Genomic DNA, 18,932 nt, shown 5'->3' with positions numbered 1-18,932 from the left:
CTCGTACAGACATGGCCAAGATTTTCTGCATTGCCAACCAAAAGGGCGGCGTCGGCAAGACCACCACTACCGTCAATCTCGCCGCCGGCCTGGCCAAGGTCGGCCAGCGGGTGCTGATGATCGACCTCGACCCCCAGGGCAATGCCACCATGGGTTCGGGCATCGACAAGCGCCAGCTGGAGTTGACGGTGTACGACGTGCTGCTCGAATCCGCCTCGGTGGCCGAAGCGCGGGTCAAGTCCGACAAGCTGGTGGAGGGCGGTTGCAGCTACGACGTGCTGGGTGCCAACCGCGAGCTGGCGGGTGCCGAAGTCGAGATGGTCGCGCTCGACCGCCGCGAAAAGCGCCTGCGCACCGCCTTGGCCGCCGTCGGCGCGGAGTACGACTTCGTGCTGATCGACTGCCCGCCGAGCCTGAGCCTGCTGACACTGAACGGTCTGTGCGCGGCCCACGGCGTGATTGTGCCGATGCAGTGCGAGTACTTCGCGCTCGAAGGGCTGACCGACCTGGTCAACACCATCAAGCAGGTGCACGCCAACCTCAACAAGAACCTGCAGATCATCGGCCTGCTGCGCGTGATGTTCGATCCGCGCATCACGCTGCAGCAGCAGGTGAGCGAGCAGCTCAAGTCCCACTTCGGCGACAAGGTGTTCGACACGGTCATTCCCCGCAACGTACGGTTGGCCGAGGCGCCGAGCTACGGTCTGCCTGGCGTGGTCTTCGACCCCGCCGCGCGGGGCAGCCAGGCGTTCATCGCATTTGCCCAGGAGCTGGTCGAGAAGATGCCGCCGGCCAGCGCGTTCGCCTCGGGCGCGGTGGCGCCGCCGATCGCGCCGGTGGAGCGCATCGCACCGGACCTGCCGATCCCGGCCGACGTGCTGGCGCCGGCCACCGCGCCGGAGTCCGGTTCCACCAGCGAAAACAACGCCTGAGGCAAGGGCACGGCACATGACTGCTGCACCCCGCATCCTGCTGCTGCCCGGATGGCAGAACAGCGGCCCCGGCCATTGGCAGACGCGATGGGAATCCGTCTGCGGCGACCATCGTGTCGAGCAGCACGAGTGGATGCGTCCGCTGCGCGGTGACTGGTCGATCCGGCTCGAGGAAGAGGTGCTGGCATCGCCCGGCCCCGTGGTCCTGGCCGCGCACAGCCTCGGCTGCATCCTCGTCGCCGCCTGGGCTTCGCACTCGCGCAACACCCACAAGGTGCGCGGCGCGCTGCTGGTGGCGCCCGGCGACCTGGAGCGCGACGACCTGCGCCAGCAGATCCCGGGCTGGGCGCCGATCGTGCGGCAGCCGCTGCCGTTTCCGGCGGTGCTGATCGCCGCCAATGACGACCCGTACTGCGAAGCCGCGCGCTCGCGCCAACTGGCGAGCGACTGGGGCGCGCGCTTCGTCGACGCGGGCGCGCGCGGCCACCTGAACGCCGAATCCGGCCTGGGCGACTGGCCCGAAGGCCGGGACCTCCTGAACGAAATCTCGAAAGAAAAAAACTGATGGCGACCAAGAAACCCAAGGGCCTCGGCCGCGGCCTCGAAGCGCTGCTCGGCCCGACGGCCGCGCCTTCCGCCGACAACGGCGTCGGCAGCAACGGCCAGGAAGAGGGGCGTGCGCCGCAGAATCCGAACACGCTGATGCTCGACCAGATGGTCGCAGGCGTCTACCAGCCGCGCACGCGCATGGACGAGGGCGCGCTGTACGAGCTGGCCGAGAGCATCAAGGTGCAGGGCATCATGCAGCCGATCCTGGTGCGCCGGCTCGACCCCGAATCGGCCGCGGCCAAGAATGCCGAGTACGAAATCATCGCGGGCGAGCGCCGCTTCCGCGCCGCCAGGCTGGCGGGCCTCGACAGCGTGCCGGTGCTGGTGCGCGACGTGCCCAACGAGGCCGCGGCGGCGATGTCCCTCATCGAGAACATCCAGCGCGAAGACCTCAATCCGCTGGAAGAAGCCCAAGGTCTGCAACGTCTTGTTACAGAATTCGGACTCACGCACGAACAGGCCGCGCAGGCCGTGGGCCGTTCGCGCAGCGCCGCCAGCAATCTGCTGCGCCTGCTGAACCTGGCCGAGCCCGCGCAGCAGATGCTGATGGCCGGCGACATCGACATGGGCCATGCCCGGGCGCTGCTGTCGCTCGACCGCGGCACGCAGATCACCGCGGCCAACCAGATCGCCGCCAAGAAGATGTCGGTGCGCGAAGCCGAGGCGCTGGTGAAGAAGCTCGCGGCGGAGTTCACGCTCACGCCTTCGCGCCGCAGCAACGACGGCGAGAAATCGCGCGACCTGCAGCGCGTGGAAGAAGAACTGGCCGACCTGCTGACCGCCGAAGTCGAGGTGCGCATCAAGAAGCGCAGCAAGCGCGGCGGCCGGATCGAGGAGAGCGGCGAGCTCGCCATCCACTTCGGGTCCATCGAGGCACTCAACGGACTGATCGAGCGCATCCGCCGAACAGCCTAGATTGCGAATCTGGCGTCGGGCATTCGTTTGATTGCATTCGGTTGATTGATTCCTGCAATCCTTTGCGCGTATCCTCGACCGCTGGTTTTTCAACCCCAAATCTCTGACAACCGAGGGAGTTCCCCATGAAGTTCACCAGGTTCCCGCTCGCGGCCGTGGCCGTCGGCGCACTTCTTCTGACCGGCTGCGCAGCCACCGACATGCAGATTGGCAGCCAGTCGGCCAAGACCATGGCCACCGGCAGCGCCGCCGGCGGCGCGACCTCCGGCGAAAGCAGCCAGCTCGAGCGTTGCGAATCGCCGCTGGGCACCGTCTCGCTGATCGAGAACCAGAGCGCGGGCTGGTACACCATCCTTACCGGCGAGTACCGCCTGCCGCCCACCGCCAACCTGCTGCGCCTGCTGGTGCAACAGTCGAACTGCTTCATCGTGGTCGAGCGCGGCGCGGCCGGCATGAACGCCATGACGCGCGAACGCGCGCTGCAGCAGTCGGGCGAAATGCGCGGCGGCAGCAACTTCGGCCGCGGCCAGATGGTGGCCTCCGACTACGGCCTGTCGCCCGAGATCGTGTTCAGCAACAGCGACGCCGGCGGCATCGGTGGCGCGCTTGGCGGCCTGGTGGGTGGTGGCCGTGGCCGCGCGCTCGCGCAGCTCGGCGGCAGCATGCAGACCAAGGAAGCCAGCGCGCTGCTGACGCTCATCGACAACCGCTCCGGCGTGCAGGTCGCGGCTGCGGAAGGCAGCGCCTCCAAGACCGATTTCGGCGCCTTCGGCGCGCTCGCCGGCCGCAGCGCGGGCGGCAACCTCGGCGGCTACACCAACACGGCGCAGGGCAAGGTGATTGCCGCGGCCTTCATGGACGCCTTCAACCAGATGGTCCGCTCGCTGCGCAACTACAAGGCGCAGACGGTGCGCGGCCAGGGCCTCGGCGGCGGTGGCCGCCTGGGCGTGGACGGCGGCGCCGCGCCGTCGCAGACCTACGTGCCGGCCGAGAAGCCGGCGCCCACGCGACGCCGCAGCAACAGCAGCAACTGATCGCTCGCTCGCCTCGCGCGATTCGCAAAAAAGCCCGGGGCTCTCGCGAGCCGCCGGGCTTTTTCGTGGAACGCCGCAGACCGGCGCGCGGGCTGCGTCAGAGGCTGAAGATCTTCCCGGGATTCATGATGTTCTTCGGGTCGAGCGCGCGCTTGATGGTGCGCATCATGTCGATGGCGCCCGCGCCCGCTTCGGTGACCAGGAAGTCCATCTTGTGCAGCCCCACGCCGTGCTCGCCGGTGCAGGTGCCTTCCAGCGCCAGCGCGCGGCTCACCAGCGCATGGTTCAGCTCCTCGGCCTTCACGCGCTCTTCGGGGATGTTCGGGTCGAGCAGGTAGCCGAAGTGGAAGTTGCCGTCGCCGACGTGGCCGACCAGGAAGTAGGGGATGCCGCTGGCATCGGCCTCGGCCACCGAGTCGAGCAGGCAGTCGGCCAGCCGCGAGATCGGCACGCAGGTGTCGGTCGAGATCACGCGGCAGCCCGGGCGCGACTGCACCGCCGCGAAATAGCTGTTGTGACGCGCGGTCCACAGGCGCGTGCGCTCTTCCGGCGTGCTCGCCCATTCGAAGGCATTGCCGCCGTGGCCGCTGGCCAGCTCCTGCACCGTCTCGGCCTGCTCCTTCACGCCGGCGGGCGAGCCGTGGAATTCCATCAGCAGCATCGGCTCTTCTCGCAGGTTCAGCTTGGCGTAGGCATTCACCATGCGCACGGTGTTGACGTCGATCAGCTCCACGCGAGCGATCGGCACGCCCAGCTGGATGGTCTCGATGGTCGTGAGCACCGCGGCCTCGATGCTCGGGAACGAGCAGATCGCGGCGGACACCGCCTCGGGCAGCGGATAGATGCGCAGCGTGATCTCGGTGACCACGCCCAGCGTGCCTTCGCTGCCCACCATGAGGCGCGTGAGGTCGTAGCCGGCGGAAGACTTCTTCGCGCGCGTGCCGGTGCGGATGACTTCGCCGGCGGCGGTGACCACTTCGAGCGCCAGCACGTTCTCGCGCATGGTGCCGTAGCGCACCGCGTTCGTGCCGCTGGCGCGCGTGGCCGTCATGCCGCCGATGGAGGCGTCGGCGCCGGGGTCGATGGGGAAGAACAGGCCCGTGCTCTTGATCTCTTCGTTGAGCTGCTTGCGCGTGACGCCCGGCTGCACCGTCACCGTGAGGTCGTCTGCGTTGACCGACAGCACGCGGTTCATTCGCGACACGTCGATGCTGATGCCGCCTTGCACCGCCAGCAGGTGGCCTTCGAGCGAGGAGCCCACGCCGAAGGGAATGACCGGCACGCTGTGCTCGCTGGCCAGCTTCACCGCGTCGGCCACGTCCTGCGTGCTTTCGGCGAACACCACGGCCGAGGGCGGCGGGGCGTCGAACGAAGACTCGTCGCGACCGTGCTGCGTGCGCACCGCCAGCGCCGTGGAACAGTTGGCGCCGAAGCGGGCCTTCAGCCCGTCGATCAGGCTGGCGGGAACGTCGCGCAGATGAAGCTCCGGCATCAGGTGCGAGGTTTGGGTCGGGGCGTTCATCGGGGCGTCTCCTGCGAGGGGTGAGGGGGATCGGTCATTTTACGGAGCGAGCACCATAATGCGCTTCGGAAAAAACATGAACCCCACAACCCTCAGCGCATGCGCACCATGCGCAGCCTCATTCACTACCTCTGCAGGCACGACCGGCAAGATCGACGCATCGAGCGTCGCGTAACAACAGCAGGAGCGCCCATGGGCAACCGACTTTCCCAGATCGCCACCCGCACCGGTGACGACGGCACCACCGGCCTCGGCGACAACACGCGCGTGCCCAAGGATCACCTGCGCGTGCACGCGATGGGCGACGTGGACGAACTCAACTCGCACATCGGCGTGCTGCTGTGCGAGCCCATGCCGGAGCCCGTGCGCGAGCTGATGGTCGATGTGCAGCACCAGCTCTTCAACCTCGGCGGCGAGCTGTCGATGCCGGGTTTCACGCTGCTGAAGGCAGATGCGCTGCTGCAGCTGGACAACGCCCTGGCGGAGCACAACGCCGCGCTGCCGCGGCTGGCCGAATTCATCCTGCCGGCCGGCACCCGCGCGGCCTCGCTCGCGCATGTGTGCCGCACGGTGGCGCGAAGAGCCGAACGCGCGGTGGTGGCGCTGGGCGCCACGGCCGAGCTCAACGATGCGCTGCGCCAGTACCTCAACCGGCTCAGCGACCTGCTCTTCGTGCTCGCGCGCGTGCTCAACCGCATGAACGGCGGCGACGACGTCTACTGGAAGAGCGAGCGCATGGCGCGTGCTGCTGCAGCGCAAGCATCGGAAGACGCAGACAACAAGGAGGCCCCATGAAATTCCCGAACACCGTCAGCGCATCGTTCGCCGTGGCGATGGCCGCCGCGCTCTGGCTGCCTGTCGCCGCGCAGGCCCAGAGCGCCGACAACCCGCCCAAGGCACAACGCGCCCACACGCTCAAGCAGCCGTCGCGCGGCGGCAAGGTGGTGGGCAGCGTGCAGCGCGGCACCAACGCGGCGGGCCGGGGCATCGACCGTGCAGACGCAGCCACCAGGCGCGGCGTCAACAACGTATCTGAAAAAGCCAGCCGTCCGGTGCGCAATGTGGGCGAGGCTTTTGGACGCAAGCTCTCACCGGGTTCCAGTGGCCGTGCCGCGCCGCCGCCTGTGGGGCCTCAGGGCAGCGCGCCTTGATGCTTTGACTGCTGATCCAGTTCGGGGCGCGATCACGACGGCGGGGTACCTTGCTCCGCGAATGTCCCCCGGCCTGCGGCCTCCTCCTTTATTTCGCTGCGCAAGGCACCCCGCCGTCGTGATCGATGGACGCAGCGTTCGTGCGGCCAACACCAACGCCGCGCCCAAGTGCGAGTGGCACAGGGTGCCATTCGCACGCCCCCCGGACCAAAACCTTAAGGCACGAAAAATGGCAAGAAACATCGAGATCAAGGCCCGCATCGACAGCATCGAACGCGTGGCAGCCATCGCCGAAACACTGGCCGACAAGGGCCCCACAGAGATCGCACAGGACGACACCTTCTTCCGCTGCAACGACAGCGCCGACCGCCTCAAGCTGCGCACCTTCGCGCCCGACCGCGCCGAGCTGATCTTCTACCGCCGCGCCAACAGCGCGGGCCCCAAGGAATCGTTCTACCTGATCACGCCCTGCACCACGCCCGGCGTGCTGCGCGAGTCACTCACGCTCGCATGGGGCCAGGCGGGGCGCGTGCGCAAGCAGCGCCGGCTGTTCATCGTGGGCCGCACGCGCGTGCACCTCGACCGCGTGGAAGGCCTGGGCGAATTCCTCGAGCTCGAAGTGGTGCTGGAAGAGGGCGAGTCCGCCGAAGCCGGCATCGCGCAGGCGCATGCGCTCATGGCGCGACTCGGCGTGGGCACCGACCAGCTGGTGCAGGGCGCCTACGTCGATCTTCTGAACAACGCCGCCTGATCAGCGCCAGCCCGCGGCCTTCAACTGGTCCGCCAGCAGCTGCGCGACCTTTTCATAGCCTCGTGCATTGGCATGGATGCGGTCGGAGCGCAGCGATGCATCCGACAGCACGCTCGAATACACATCGGCGAGCAGCAGCGCCTGCCCCGACTTCGCCACCTCTTCATAGAACGGCGCATCGCTGAGCGAGCCGACGAATGCGCGCACCGCGTCGGGCGCCGGCGTGGCCAGCACCGCGACATGCGGCGTGTGCGCGCGTGCCAAGTCGATCAGCGCCGCCAGGTTGTCGCGCGTGGCTGCGGACGACACACCGCGCAGCATGTCGTTGCCGCCGATGCCGATCAGGATCGCGTCGTAGCTCGAGCCATTCAGCAGCCCTGGCAGCCGCTGCAGCGCGCCCGCCGAGGTGTCTCCGTTGACGCCCTCGTTGTCGATCTGCCAGCCCGTGATCTCGCCCAGCTTCACGGGCCATGACGCGTCGGTCGGCGCGCCGTAGCCGAAGGTCAGGCTGTCGCCCAGCGCCAGCACGCGGGCGCCTGGCTTCAATGCGTTGGAGGATGCCTTGCGCCTGCCGCAGGCAGCCAGTGCTGCCACGGCGGGCACGCCGGCCAGCAGGTGGAGGAGGTGTCTTCGCTTCATGCTGCGCGCAGCTTAATCGCGGCCGCGAGCTGCCCGGGCGCTTGCCCCTTTTCTCGGAAAGCGCATAAGCCTCCCCGTTTTTGTTCGTTCCCCGGCGAAGGAGGCAGGCGAAGAATCGCGGCCCTGCATCTTCATTCTTCATCACCGACCGGGGCCCGACACCATGCCGCTGCTTTCCCGCCACCGCTTCCTGCGCCATGTGGCCGTTCTTTCCGCTGCCCTGCTGGCCGCGCCGCTCGCGGCCCTGGCCGCGCCCGCCACGGGCGATCCCGTCTGGTTCGGCGTGAGCGGTCCGCTCACCGGGCAGAACGCGCAGTACGGCGCGCAGTGGAAGGCCGGCTTCGACCTTGCGCTGGAGCACATCAATGCGCAGGGCGGCATCCATGGACGTCCGCTGGCCTACAGCTTCGAGGACAGCCAGAGCGACCCGCGCCAGTCGGTGGCCATCGCGCAGAAGCTGGTGAACGACAAGCGCGTGCTCATCGAGCTCGGCGACTTCTCCAGCCCGGCCTCGATGGCGGCATCACCCATCTACCAGCGCGCGGGCCTGGTGCAGCTGGGCTTCACCAACTCGCACCCCGACTTCACCAAGGGCGGCGACTACATCTGGAGTCCTTCCATCAGCCAGACCGATGCACAGCCGCTGCTGGCCGAACTCGCGGTGAAGACGCTGGGCTTCAAGCGCATCGCGGTGCTCTACCTCAACACCGACTGGGGCCGCACCAGCAAGGACGTGCTCGTGAAGGCTGCGCAGGAACGCGGCGCGCAGGTCGCCATCGCCGAGGGCTACCAGCCCGACGAGAAAGACTTCCGCTCGACGCTGGTGCGCGTGCGCGACGCCAACCCCGACGGGCTGGTGCTCATCTCCTACTACCCCGACGGCGCGCTCATCGCGGGCCAGGTACGCAGCGTGGGGCTCAGGCAGCCCGTCGCCGCGGTGGGCTCGGTGTATTCGCCGAAGTTCATCGAGCTGGGCGGCGCGGCGGTGAACGGCATCTTCACCAACACCGCTTTCTATCCGGACGAGCCGCGCACCGAGGTGCAGGACTTCGTGAAGAGCTTCCGCGCCAGGTACGGCAAGGAGCCCGACGCGTTCAATGCCTACGCCTACGACGCCGTGGTGTACGCCGCCGCCGCGCTGCGCCAGGCCGGCGCGAATGCCGATCGCAAGGCGGTGCGCGACGCGTTCTACAAGATCAAGGACGTGCCGAGCGTGATCTTCGGCAAGGCCAGCTTCGATGCGCAGACGCGGCGGATCATCGGCGTGAAGAGCGTGAATCTTGTGGTGAAGGACGGCAAGTGGGCGCAGCTGGACGAGAAGGCAGCGCTTGCCGCGGCCAGGTAGCCGATGAGCTTCACCTCCTTCTTCGACTACACGGTCAACGGCCTGATCATCGGCAACATCTACGCGTTGCTGGCGGTCGGGCTCGCGTTGATCTTCGGTGTCTCGCACCTCATCAACTTCGCGCACGGCTCGGTGTACACGGTGGGCGCGTACATCGGCTGGGCGTCGATCACCTACCTGCACACGCCGCTTCCCGTGACCATCCTGCTGGTGGTGCTGGGCTCCGGCGCGCTCGGCATGCTGATCGAGCGCGTGGGCCTGCGGCCGCTGCAGGGCGCGGCTCGCATTGCGCCGCTGCTGGCCACCATCGGCATCAGCTTCGTGCTCGACATCCTCGTGCAGCTGGTGTTCAGCCCCGACCCGCGCTCGCTGCCCACGCAGCTGCCCGACTGGCGGCTGCAGATCGGCACCGGCACCATCGGCGCGCTCGACATCCTCATTGCGGGCATCGGCGTCGCGAGCGCGGCCGTGCTGTTCGTCTTCCTGCGTTTCACGAAACTCGGCTGGGCCGTGCGCGCCACCGCGCAAGACCGCGACGCGGCGCAGCAGATGGGCGTGGACGTCGACCGCGTGAACCAGACCGTGTTCGCCATCGCCGCGGCGCTGGGCGGGCTCTCGGGCCTGCTGGTGGGCATGTACTACAACAACATCAGCCCGGCGATGAGCTTCCAGGCCACGCTCAAGGGCGTGGTCGCCACCGTGGTCGGCGGCGTGGGCAACGTGCCGGGGGCCATCGTCGGCAGCCTGCTGCTGGGGTTGATCGAAAGCTATGGCGTGGCCATCCTCGGCACGCCGTACCGCAACCTCTTCGCCTTCGCGCTGCTGCTGGTCATCCTGGTGTGGAAGCCGAACGGCCTGTTCGGGCGCAAGCGCGCGCTGCCGCCCGAGCCGCTGACCGGCACCTTCATCGCGCCGAGCAAGCCGTGGCACATACCGCGCCGCGTGCTCGCCGCGGTGTTCGCGGCGGCCGTGGCATTGCCGCTCTTCGATCCTTCGCCGTACCTGCTGCAGACGCTGACCAACGCATGGCTCTACGGCGCGCTGGCGCTCAGCCTCACCTTGGTGGCCGGCACCATCGGGCAGATCTCGCTCGGCCATGCGGGGCTGCTGGCCATCGGCGCGTATGCGTCGTCGCTGCTGGTGCTCGACCTGCACCTGCCGGTAGGCACGGGCATCGTGCTCGCGGGCATCCTCACTTCGCTGATCGGCACCGCGCTCATCTTCCCGGCCTTCAGGCTGCGCGGCCACTACGTGTCGATCGCCACGCTGGGCATCGGCGAGATCGTGGCGCTCACCATCCTCAACTGGGAGAGCCTCACGCACGGGCCCATCGGCGTGTCGGGCATTCCGCCGCTGTCGCTGTTCGGGCGCGACGCTTCGTCGAACCAGGCCATCTACTGGGCTTCCTTCGGTGCGATGGTGCTTCTTGCGCTGCTGCAGTGGCGCCTGTTGCGTTCGCACCTGGGCCGCACCTTCCGCGCCGTGCGCGAAGACGAAGTGGCGGCGCGCGCCTACGGCGTGAGCCCCGACCGCTACAAGGCGCTGGCCTTCGGCTTCGGCGGCTTCGCGGCCGGCGTGAGCGGCGCCTTCACCGCGCACATGTATTCGTACATCAACCACGAGACCTTCGGCTCGCAGATCTCGATCCTCGCGCTGACGATGGTGATCCTCGGCGGCCTCGGGAACATCAGCGGCGCGCTGCTGGGCGCGGTCGCGCTCGTGAGCCTGCCGGAGCTGTTCCGCGTGACGGCCGAGTACCGCATGCTGATCTACGGCGTCGCGCTGCTCCTGCTGATTCGTTTTCGCCCGCAAGGCCTGCTGGGCACTGTCTGAAAGAACACCACACCATGAGCCACCTGAACGACTACCTCGCCGAGAAACGCGCCGCCGTGCTCGCACGCAATGCCTCGGTGGAGGCCGGCACGGCGCAGCCCGTGCAGCTCAAGGCCAGCGTGAAGGCCGAAGGCCGCAGCGGTGTGCGCCGCCTGCGCATCCGCGACCACCAGGTCATCAGCGACAGCCCGCCCGACTTCGCGGGCTACAACCTCGGCCCCAGTTCGCCCGAGCTGCAATTGGGCGTGCTGGGCACCTGCGTCACGCACATCTTCCTGATCCAGGCGGCCGAACGCCAGGTGCCGCTCGAAAGCCTCGAGGTGGAAGTGACCGGCATCATCGATCCGCGCGGCGGCAAGCCGGGCCATGAAAAGACGCCCATCTGGCCGCACGAGATCGGCTACACGGTGCACATCGATTCGCCCGCGAGCCGCGAAGACATCGACGCGCTGTTCGAAGCGGTCGAACGCAACTGCCCCATCCTGAACCTGCTGCGCAACCCGCAGGCCATCCGCGCCGAGGTGAAGCTCGTCAACTCCAAGGCGAAGGCCACCGATGCCGTCGCTGCTTGAGATACGCGGCCTGGTGCGCCGCTTCGGCGGCCTCACCGCCGTCGATGCCGTCGACCTGCATGTGGGCGAGGGCGAACTGCTGAGCGTGATCGGCCCCAACGGCGCGGGCAAGACCACGCTGTTCAACCTGGTCACCGGCCTCGACAGGCCCGATGAAGGCCGGGTGCTGTTCGACGGTGAAGACATCACCGGCCTGCCCGCGCAGCAGCTCGCGCAGCGCGGCCTGGCGCGCACCTTCCAGCACGGGCGTGTGTTCGCGAACCTCTCTGTGCTCGACAACGTGCTGGTCGGTGCGCACACACGGCTGCGTGCCGTGAAACCGCGCGCGGGCGGCGTGCCGGGCCTGGGCGCATTGGCCGAGCTTGCGCTGGCGCTGGTGCAGCCCGCCGCCGTGCGTCGCGAGGAAGACGCGCTGCGCGAAGAAGCACGCGAGATCATCGCGCTGTTCGGTGAACGGCTGGCGCCGCGCATCGACCATCCGGCGTACAGCCTCTCTTATGCCAACCGCCGCCGTGTGGAGATTGCGCGCGCGCTCGCGCTTCGGCCGCGCCTGCTGCTGCTCGACGAGCCCACCGCCGGCATGAACGAGAGCGAGACCGCCGAGATGCTGGAGATCATTCGCAGCCTCAAGGCGCGGGGCCAGGCCATCCTGCTGATCGAGCACAAGCTCGACCTCGTGATGCAGCTCTCCGACCGTGTCGCCGTGCTCGACGACGGCCGCAAGATCGCCGAAGGGCTACCCAGTGAAGTACGCAACGACCCGGCGGTGATCGAGGCGTATCTCGGCCATCGCCATGTGGGTGCCGCAGAGGCGGTGCCCGCATGATCGCCACCGTCGCACGCACGGGCCTCTCGCCTTCGCCTCTCTGGGGAGATGGCCGGGGTGACGAGGGGCTGCCGGAGCGCACCGCCACGCCGGCTCCAGGCGAATCGAACAAGCCGCTGCTGCAGCTGAAGAAGATCAACAGCTTCTACGGCCCGGTGCAGGCTCATTTCGACCTCGACATCGAAGTGCGCAAGGGCCAGATCGTCAGCCTGCTCGGCGGCAATGCCAGCGGCAAGTCGACCACCATGAAAATCGTGCTCGGGCTGCTCAAGCCGCGCTCGGGCGAAGTCAATTTCAACGGCGCCTCCACGCTCGGCCTGAGCACGCCGCAGATCATCCGCAAGGGCATCGGCTCGGTGCCGGAGGCGCGCAGGCTGTTCCCCGCGATGACCGTGCGCGAGAACCTGCTGATGGGCGCTTATGCGCGCAGCGACCGCAAGGCCGTGGCCGAAGACCTCGAACGCATGCTCGAGCTGTTCCCGCGCGTGGCCGAGCGCATCGAGTTCCAGGCCGGCACATTGTCGGGCGGCGAACAGCAGATGGTGGCGATGGCGCGCGCGCTCATGGGCCGCCCCAGCCTCATCTGCATGGACGAGCCGACCATGGGCCTGTCGCCGCTGTACGTCGACAAGGTGCTGGAGCTCATCGCGCGAATCAACGCACAGGGCGTGTCGGTGTTCATGGTCGAGCAGAACGCGAGCCTCGCGCTGCAGATCGCGCACCACGGCTACGTGCTGCAGACCGGGCGCATCGTGCTCTCGGGCCCGGCGAAAGAGCTGCTGGCCGACGCGCGCATACGCGATGCCTACCTTGGCGGCGACGGCGCGGCGCGCACCGCCTCCTGATCCAGCGAAAGCTCCCAAAGAGAACCCACACATGCCATTGAAACTCGACCACATCGTCATTGCGGTGCACGACCTCGAACGCACCATCGCCGACTATGGCGCGCTCGGCTTCCACGTGCTGCGCGGCGGTGACCATCCGGGCCGCGCCACCCACAACGCGCTGGTGGTTTTCGGCGACGGCAGCTACTTCGAGCTGATCGCATGGCGCCAAGCTTCGCCCGGCGAACGCTGGTGGCAGCTGCTGCGGAAGCACGGCGAGGGCATCGTCGACTTCGCGCTGCTGCCACGCGACACCGCGGCCACGGTCGCCGATGCGAAGGCACGCGGCCTGCTGCTCGAAGGCCCGCTCGATGGTGGCCGTGTGCGGCCCGACGGCGAGCGCCTGCGCTGGCAGACGGCGCGTGCGCCCTCGGCCGACTTGCCTTTCCTGTGCGGCGACCTCACGCCGCGCGCGTTGCGCGTGCCCGAGGGCGAGGTGCGCGTGCATGCGAACGGCGCGCTCGGCGTGGCCAGCTTGGCCATTGCCGTGCGCGACCTCGATGCGACGCTGGCGCGCTACCGCGCCTTGCTGGGCACTGACGCCGAAGATGCTGGCACGCACATCGGCAACCCCGTGGCGCTGCCGGGCAGCAACGTGCGCGTGGCGGTCATCGTGCTGGGCGGCAGCGTGCTGGTGCTGTCGTCCCCACGCGAGAACGCGGCACACGCGGGTGAAGGCAGCGACACGCTCACGCAGCGCATCGCCGCGCGTGGAGAAGGACCCTATGCGCTGTTGCTGCACACAGACCGGCCGCAATCGACCGGCGCCTTCGATCTTGCCCGCACTCATGGCGCGTTGATCGAGCTCGACCTTCCGCCGCTGGACCGCGTGAAGGACAAGGCCCCGCGCGGATACCAGCGCTTACCTGATTTCACCTGACTGCGACCTGAAGCGGTCGTTGCGGACACATGCGGGGCACACAATGGACTCGTCTCATCAACGCATGGAGGATTCCAGATGAACATCAAGTCAAAGAGCATGGCCGTTGCCGCAGCGGCACTGGCAATGTGCATGGCCGCCGGCAGCGCTGTTGCGCAGGATCGACGCTTCGACGGCCGTCCCGGCCCTGGCGACGGACGCTTCGAGCAGCGTGGTCCCAACTTCGATCACCGTGGCCCCAATTTCGATCACCGTGGCGGCCCGCCGGGCTACCGCGGCAACCAGGACTTCCGTGACGGCCGCCAGTTCGATCGCCGCGGCTTCCCGCAACCGCACGCCGAATGGCGCCGTGGTGGCCGCGTGCCGCCCGAGTACCGTGGCCGCAACTACGTGGTGCAGGACTGGCGTGCCTACCGGCTGCAGCAGCCGCCCCGTGGATACCAGTGGGTGGGCGTGGGCGGAGACTTCGTGCTCGCGGCCATTGCCACCGGCGTGATCGCGAACATCATCGCAGGCCAGTAAACAGACGCTGTTTCGGCCATTGGGCGAAACAGCACTGCACAAACCACGCCGCAGGCCGCAAGGCTTGCGGCGTTTTTTTCAGACCAGTGCGGTAGGTGCCGATTGGGCGCAGACGTTGCGGCCCGTGATGGTCAGGCGCAGCCCGCCGCCGTGCCATTCGAGCCAGTTGAGGCTCACGTACGCATCGATGTCGGCGTCGTCGATGCGGTCGGCCTGGCGGCTCTGCAGCAATTCGACCGTGGCGGGCAGGGCCCGTCTGAGCCGTTCGCGCCGCTCCGCGGCATCGGCGGCCTTGAGGGCGGCCCTTGTTTGCTGTTGCTGCTGCTGCGGGGTCGATGCCATTGCTGATCCGTTTCCAGGAAGCCAGGGAATTAACCCGAATGTACGCCGCCTGTGTGAAGCTGCATTCTTCTTTTTTAACCTTTCTGTCGTCCCCGGTACACACCCCCCAAACGCCACTGGACAGGCTCTAGATTTCGTAGTGCGAGGCTTTGGCCTCGTCTCCCAGGGCTTTTTCGACCACCGCCCGCGTCAGCGTGGGCGCGAATGATTCGATGAAGGCATACACGTACTTGCGCAGGTAGGTGCCCCGCCGTACAGCGAGCTTGGTGAGGTTGATGCCGAAGAGCCGCCCCGCGTCGAGCGCGCGCAACTGGGTGTCGCGCTCGGCCTCGTAGGCCACGCCAGCGACGATGCCCACGCCCAGGCCCAGTTGCACGTAGGTCTTGATGACGTCGGCATCCATCGCGGCCAGCACGATGTTGGGCTCCAGCCCGCGCTGCACGAAGGCCTCGTCGATGCGCGAGCGGCCGGTGAAGCCGGTGTCGTAGGTGATGAGCGGATAGCGCGTGAGCGCATCGAGCGTGAGTGGCGCGTCGAGCAGCGGATGCCCCGGCGGCACGATCACCGAGTGCGTCCAGCGGTAGCAGGGCAGGGCGACCAGTTGCGGATAGTCGCCCAGCGCCTCGGTGGCGATGCCCACGTCGGCCTCGCCGTCGAGCAGCATCTCCGCGATCTGCTTGGGCGAGCCCTGGTGCAGGTGCAGCTTCACGTTCGGGAACTGCGCGCGGAATTCCTGCACCGCCACCGGCATCGCATAGCGCGCCTGCGAGTGCGTGGCCGCCACCGACAGCAGCCCGCTTTGCTGCGCGATGAATTCCTGGCCCGCGTGCTTGAGGTTGCTGCTCTCCATCAGCATGCGCTCGATGATCGGCAGCACATGCCCGCCGGGCTCGGTAAGACCGGTGAGCCGCTTGCCGGCGCGCACGAACAGCTCGATGCCGAGCTCTTCCTCGAGCTCGCGGATCTGGCGGCTCACGCCGGGCTGCGAAGTGTGAAGGGTGTGGGCGACTTCGGTCAGGTTGAAGCCGCAACGAACGGCCTCGCGTACCGAGCGCAGTTGTTGGAAGTTCATCTGGCGCACAAGAGTGTCGGGGCCCCGGTTGGAGCCGACCGGAGATTCTCGGCAGAACTGCTTATTCGGGGAACGATGCGTTTGTTGGTTTCACATGAGCAAAACATCTTTAAGGCTCCCAGAGCTGCTTCGAGAGGCCCGGCTTGAGTTTTCGCACGGCTGTGCTAAAGTTTGCCGCATGGACGCCAAGACCCAGAAAAGCGAACTCACCCGCGCCGCCATCGTCGGCGCCGCGATGAACCTTGCGCTGGCCGAAGGCCTGGAAGCGATCACGCTGCAGGCCGTGGCCAGCCGGCTGGGCCTGTCCAAGAGCGGCGTGTTCTCGCGCGTGGGGTCGCGCGAGGCGCTGCAGAAGGCCGTCATCGAGGAATACGGCCGCGGCTTCCTGGCCGACGTGTTCGTGCCCGCCATGCAGAAGTCCAAGGGCCTGCCCCGGCTCGAAGAGATCGTCGCGCGCTGGATCGCCCGCACCCGCGACGTCGAAATGCACACCGGCTGCCTCTACATGGCCGGCGCCTTCGAGTTCGACGACCGCGAAGGCGAGTTGCGCGACGTGCTGTTCGACGAGATCACGCGCTGGCGCGCAGCGCTGCGCCGCACCGTGCTGCAGGCTGTCGAGACCGGCGAACTCAAGGCCGACACCGACCCCGCGCAGCTCGTGAGCGAGCTCAACGGCGTGATGATGACCCAGCTGCACGACGCGCGCTTCCTGCGCGACCCGCAGGCCGCCGACCGCGCCACGCACTCCTGGCGGCGCATTCTTTCCAGCTATCGCGCCTGAGCTGCTCGAGACGCAGGCGGATTCCCCACGTCTTCATTTGCCAATATTTCGCACGGCCGTGCGATAAAAAGGAGAAGCACCATGCTGATCATTGCCCTCGTCCTCGCCGCCTATGCGCTCGTCACCGGTGCCCGTTGCGTGCGCGACACCCTGCGCAGCCTGCCCCGCAGCAACCGTGACTGGGTCTGGTACTGACCCCCGCAGCCGAAGGAGCTCCCGCCATGACAGGCACTTCCGCCACCTCCGCAGCCGGCCATGCCGCGCAGTCGAACTACTACCGGCCGGGACGCATGATGCGCGCGCTGCGCTTCGGCCTGACCACGTCGCAACGCCTGTGGCCCGCGCTGGGCGTGCGTGCCGCTTACCGCCTGTTCGGCACGCCGCTGCCGCCCAAGTGGCTGTACCGGGCGCAGGGGCCGGGTGCAGAGTGGCGGCGCGAGGGCTGGGCTTTCGAGGACGCGAGCGTCGGGATCTATCACCTGGCCGCGCAGGACTCGGGTGCCGAGTCGGCGCCCGTGGTGCTGCTGGTGCACGGCTGGGGCGGCCATGCGGGGCAGATGCTGCCGCTCGCGCAGGCCGTGGCCGATGCCGGCCTGCGGCCCGTGCTGCTCGAGCTGCCGGCGCACGGCCGCAGCGCCGGCACGATGAGCAACTCGCCGCAGTTCGCGCGGGCCATTGCGTATGTCGCGGCGCGGCTCGCGGCCGACGGCCATGCGCTGCGCGCGGCCGTCGCGCATTCGCTGGGTGCCAACGGCCTTGCGCTCGCGGCGTCGCGGGGCTTGCCGGCAGATCGGCTCGTGCTGCTCGCGCCGCCCGCATCGCCACGCGAATACACGCGCTATTTCGCGCACACCTTCGGGCTCAGCGAAACTACGCGCCTGGCGATGCAGCGGCTGTTCGAGGCGCGCGAAGGCGTCCTGATGCCCCAGCTGGAGCCCGCCGCCGTGGGGCCGCGCATCTCGCAGCGCACGTTGATCGTGCACGACAGGGACGACCGCGTGAACCGCTTTGCCGACGCCGAGGCCTACCGCGATGCGATCGGCCACGCGCAGTTGATGGAAACGCAGGGCTGGGGCCATCGCCGCATCCTCAAGGAGGCGGAGGTGCTGGCGCGGGTCGCACGTTTCGTGACGGCGCCCGATTGAAGGCGGCGTGCTACCAGGCTGGGTGGACCGGCGTGAACACCGGCCTGAACAGGTGCCGCCGCACGATCTCCCCGTAGCCCCGGTAGTAGAAGTTGCCGTTCGCCTGCAGCACCGCCGCGCGGTGCTTGCGGAAGTACACCGGGATCTCGTACCAGGGCATGGTCGGCGCGCGGTGGTGCACGTGGTGCAGGTTGTTGAAGAGGTACAGCAGCCCGAACACGAGGTTCGACTCCACGATGGCCACGCGCTCGTGCGGCGTGTCGGCCCAGCGGTGTTCGGTGAAGGTGCGCAGCGAGCCCAGCATCATGCCGGGATACACGAAGTACAGCAGGTACTCGCCCAGGCCCATGCCGCAGACCGCGGTCACGCAGTACAGCACCGGCGCCACGCTCAGTGCATGCCAGCCCCATGTCGGCAGCCTCGAGAAATTGCCCGACAGCACCTGGCCCGTTTCGAAGCCGACCAGCTTCCAGAGCCGGAGAAACGGCCCCAGCACCACGCGGAAGGCGATCGTCTGGTTCGCCATGTAGATGCACCGCCACGCCGGCCCGTAGGCCGCCCACGCGGGTGCCGAGTGGTAGGCGCTTTCGTTGTCGCGCTCGGGGTGCGTGAGGTGGTAGTTGACGTGGTGCGAGCTGTGCCCGCGGTTGTAGAACGGGTAGGGCAGCCACAGGTTCAGCGGCGGCCACACCACCGCATGGCGCAGCCACCTGGGCAGGTGGCGCATCGCGTGGATGCTCTCGTGCTGCAGCGAGGAATGCAGCTGCGCGAGAAAGCCCCCGGCCACGAACAAGGCCCAGCCCGGCAGCGCCGCGTGCCACCACAGCAGCGCGGCCCACGCAACGTACAGCGCGGCGGCCAGCAGCAGCGTGGGCACTTCGTAGTGCCACCACCAGTGGCGGCGCACGGGTGTGGTCCTGGCGGGGTTCGGTACGGCAGTCGAAGTCATGGTGGGAAGGACTGCGATGCTAGGTAGCAAGCGGCGTCTTGCATGCGCGCTTTTCGCATAAGCATGGTCGCGAAACTTCGTTCCGCGCGGCCGGGGGCGAGGCCTAAGCTAGAGCGCTTTCTCCGCGCTCCCGCGTGCTTTGGCGTCACTCGTGAAGCGGGCTGGTAATCAGTCGAAACTTCTTTCGGGGACGTGATCACGCCGACGGGGTACTCTGCTCCGCGAATG

At 68.0% G+C, this 18,932-nt stretch carries 21 protein-coding genes; 16 read left to right on the top strand and 5 right to left on the bottom strand.

All coding sequences use genetic code 11. The features are described 5' to 3' along the window. Positions 1 to 11: 11 nt before the first annotated feature. The 4 genes from QRN67_RS23280 to QRN67_RS23265 all read left to right on the top strand — a co-directional run bounded on the left by QRN67_RS23280 (position 12) and on the right by QRN67_RS23265 (position 3,490). The gene (locus tag QRN67_RS23280; protein ID WP_081269733.1) at positions 12 to 932 is read left to right on the top strand and encodes a ParA family protein; all 921 of its coding nucleotides are present in this window, start codon (positions 12 to 14) and stop codon (positions 930 to 932) included. Positions 933 to 948: 16 nt separating this feature from the next. Beyond that, positions 949 to 1,497 (top strand): RBBP9/YdeN family alpha/beta hydrolase, encoded by a 549-nt coding sequence (locus QRN67_RS23275; RefSeq protein ID WP_285413790.1) that lies wholly within the window; start codon positions 949 to 951, stop codon positions 1,495 to 1,497. Next, on the top strand, positions 1,497 to 2,456 hold the full coding sequence (locus QRN67_RS23270) for a ParB/RepB/Spo0J family partition protein (protein ID WP_285413789.1): 960 nt from the start codon (positions 1,497 to 1,499) through the stop codon (positions 2,454 to 2,456). Before QRN67_RS23275 ends, QRN67_RS23270 begins: the two co-directional genes overlap by 1 nt. A gap of 125 nt (positions 2,457 to 2,581) precedes the next feature. Continuing rightward, positions 2,582 to 3,490, top strand: a complete 909-nt coding sequence (locus tag QRN67_RS23265) for a CsgG/HfaB family protein (protein ID WP_285413788.1) — start codon at positions 2,582 to 2,584, stop codon at positions 3,488 to 3,490. Between the two features lie 97 nt (positions 3,491 to 3,587). On the opposite strand, the gene QRN67_RS23260 is transcribed toward QRN67_RS23265, so the two are convergent. Continuing rightward, entirely contained in the window at positions 3,588 to 5,012 is a 1,425-nt protein-coding gene (locus QRN67_RS23260) for an FAD-binding oxidoreductase (RefSeq protein WP_285413787.1), read from the bottom strand. A 192-nt stretch (positions 5,013 to 5,204) separates the two neighbouring features. On the opposite strand from QRN67_RS23260, the gene QRN67_RS23255 reads away from it, so the two are divergent. The 3 genes from QRN67_RS23255 to QRN67_RS23245 all read left to right on the top strand — a co-directional run bounded on the left by QRN67_RS23255 (position 5,205) and on the right by QRN67_RS23245 (position 6,914). Further along, the gene (locus QRN67_RS23255; RefSeq protein WP_285413786.1) at positions 5,205 to 5,807 is read left to right on the top strand and encodes a cob(I)yrinic acid a,c-diamide adenosyltransferase; all 603 of its coding nucleotides are present in this window, start codon (positions 5,205 to 5,207) and stop codon (positions 5,805 to 5,807) included. Then, positions 5,804 to 6,163, top strand: a complete 360-nt coding sequence (locus QRN67_RS23250) for a hypothetical protein (protein ID WP_106936255.1) — start codon at positions 5,804 to 5,806, stop codon at positions 6,161 to 6,163. Before QRN67_RS23255 ends, QRN67_RS23250 begins: the two co-directional genes overlap by 4 nt. Positions 6,164 to 6,392: 229 nt before the next feature. Next, entirely contained in the window at positions 6,393 to 6,914 is a 522-nt protein-coding gene (locus tag QRN67_RS23245) for a class IV adenylate cyclase (RefSeq protein WP_285413785.1), read from the top strand. Here QRN67_RS23245 and QRN67_RS23240 read toward each other — a convergent pair whose 3' ends face one another. Next, on the bottom strand, positions 6,915 to 7,553 hold the full coding sequence (locus QRN67_RS23240) for a GDSL-type esterase/lipase family protein (RefSeq protein WP_285413784.1): 639 nt from the start codon (positions 7,551 to 7,553) through the stop codon (positions 6,915 to 6,917). Between the two features lie 163 nt (positions 7,554 to 7,716). Between QRN67_RS23240 and QRN67_RS23235 the strand changes: the two genes are divergently transcribed. The 7 genes from QRN67_RS23235 to QRN67_RS23205 all read left to right on the top strand — a co-directional run bounded on the left by QRN67_RS23235 (position 7,717) and on the right by QRN67_RS23205 (position 14,415). Further along, the gene (locus tag QRN67_RS23235; protein ID WP_285413782.1) at positions 7,717 to 8,898 is read left to right on the top strand and encodes an ABC transporter substrate-binding protein; all 1,182 of its coding nucleotides are present in this window, start codon (positions 7,717 to 7,719) and stop codon (positions 8,896 to 8,898) included. 3 nt (positions 8,899 to 8,901) lie between these two features. After that, entirely contained in the window at positions 8,902 to 10,731 is a 1,830-nt protein-coding gene (locus tag QRN67_RS23230) for an ABC transporter permease (RefSeq protein ID WP_205367715.1), read from the top strand. 14 nt (positions 10,732 to 10,745) lie between these two features. Further along, positions 10,746 to 11,303 carry an OsmC family protein gene (locus tag QRN67_RS23225; RefSeq protein ID WP_285413780.1) on the top strand — a complete coding sequence of 186 codons (558 nt, stop codon included), beginning with the start codon at positions 10,746 to 10,748 and terminating at the stop codon, positions 11,301 to 11,303. Beyond that, positions 11,287 to 12,129, top strand: coding sequence for an ABC transporter ATP-binding protein (locus QRN67_RS23220; protein WP_285413778.1), 843 nt, complete (start codon positions 11,287 to 11,289; stop codon positions 12,127 to 12,129). Before QRN67_RS23225 ends, QRN67_RS23220 begins: the two co-directional genes overlap by 17 nt. Next, positions 12,126 to 12,974 (top strand): ABC transporter ATP-binding protein, encoded by an 849-nt coding sequence (locus tag QRN67_RS23215; RefSeq protein WP_285413777.1) that lies wholly within the window; start codon positions 12,126 to 12,128, stop codon positions 12,972 to 12,974. The genes QRN67_RS23220 and QRN67_RS23215 overlap by 4 nt, the downstream gene beginning before the upstream one ends. Before the next feature lie 31 nt (positions 12,975 to 13,005). Then, entirely contained in the window at positions 13,006 to 13,893 is an 888-nt protein-coding gene (locus QRN67_RS23210) for a VOC family protein (protein WP_285413775.1), read from the top strand. A gap of 78 nt (positions 13,894 to 13,971) precedes the next feature. After that, entirely contained in the window at positions 13,972 to 14,415 is a 444-nt protein-coding gene (locus QRN67_RS23205) for an RcnB family protein (protein WP_081269720.1), read from the top strand. A 78-nt stretch (positions 14,416 to 14,493) separates the two neighbouring features. Here QRN67_RS23205 and QRN67_RS23200 read toward each other — a convergent pair whose 3' ends face one another. Both QRN67_RS23200 and QRN67_RS23195 read right to left on the bottom strand, forming a co-directional pair. After that, entirely contained in the window at positions 14,494 to 14,757 is a 264-nt protein-coding gene (locus QRN67_RS23200) for a hypothetical protein (RefSeq protein WP_081269719.1), read from the bottom strand. A gap of 127 nt (positions 14,758 to 14,884) precedes the next feature. Then, positions 14,885 to 15,829 (bottom strand): CysB family HTH-type transcriptional regulator, encoded by a 945-nt coding sequence (locus QRN67_RS23195; RefSeq protein ID WP_285413774.1) that lies wholly within the window; start codon positions 15,827 to 15,829, stop codon positions 14,885 to 14,887. Positions 15,830 to 16,007: 178 nt separating this feature from the next. Between QRN67_RS23195 and QRN67_RS23190 the strand changes: the two genes are divergently transcribed. Further along, positions 16,008 to 16,610: a TetR/AcrR family transcriptional regulator gene (locus QRN67_RS23190; RefSeq protein ID WP_285413773.1), complete on the top strand. Its 603-nt coding sequence runs from the start codon at positions 16,008 to 16,010 to the stop codon at positions 16,608 to 16,610. 221 nt (positions 16,611 to 16,831) lie between these two features. Further along, positions 16,832 to 17,755 carry an alpha/beta hydrolase gene (locus tag QRN67_RS23185; protein ID WP_285413772.1) on the top strand — a complete coding sequence of 308 codons (924 nt, stop codon included), beginning with the start codon at positions 16,832 to 16,834 and terminating at the stop codon, positions 17,753 to 17,755. A 10-nt stretch (positions 17,756 to 17,765) separates the two neighbouring features. On the opposite strand, the gene QRN67_RS23180 is transcribed toward QRN67_RS23185, so the two are convergent. Further along, entirely contained in the window at positions 17,766 to 18,704 is a 939-nt protein-coding gene (locus tag QRN67_RS23180; protein ID WP_285413771.1) for a fatty acid desaturase, read from the bottom strand. Positions 18,705 to 18,932 lie beyond the last annotated feature (228 nt).

The sequence above is a fragment of the Variovorax sp. efr-133-TYG-130 genome, from assembly GCF_030208835.1.
Classification (GTDB): domain Bacteria; phylum Pseudomonadota; class Gammaproteobacteria; order Burkholderiales; family Burkholderiaceae_C; genus Variovorax.
Note: the sequence above shows the minus strand (reverse complement) of the source record. Positions and strands in the feature narration are given on the sequence as shown.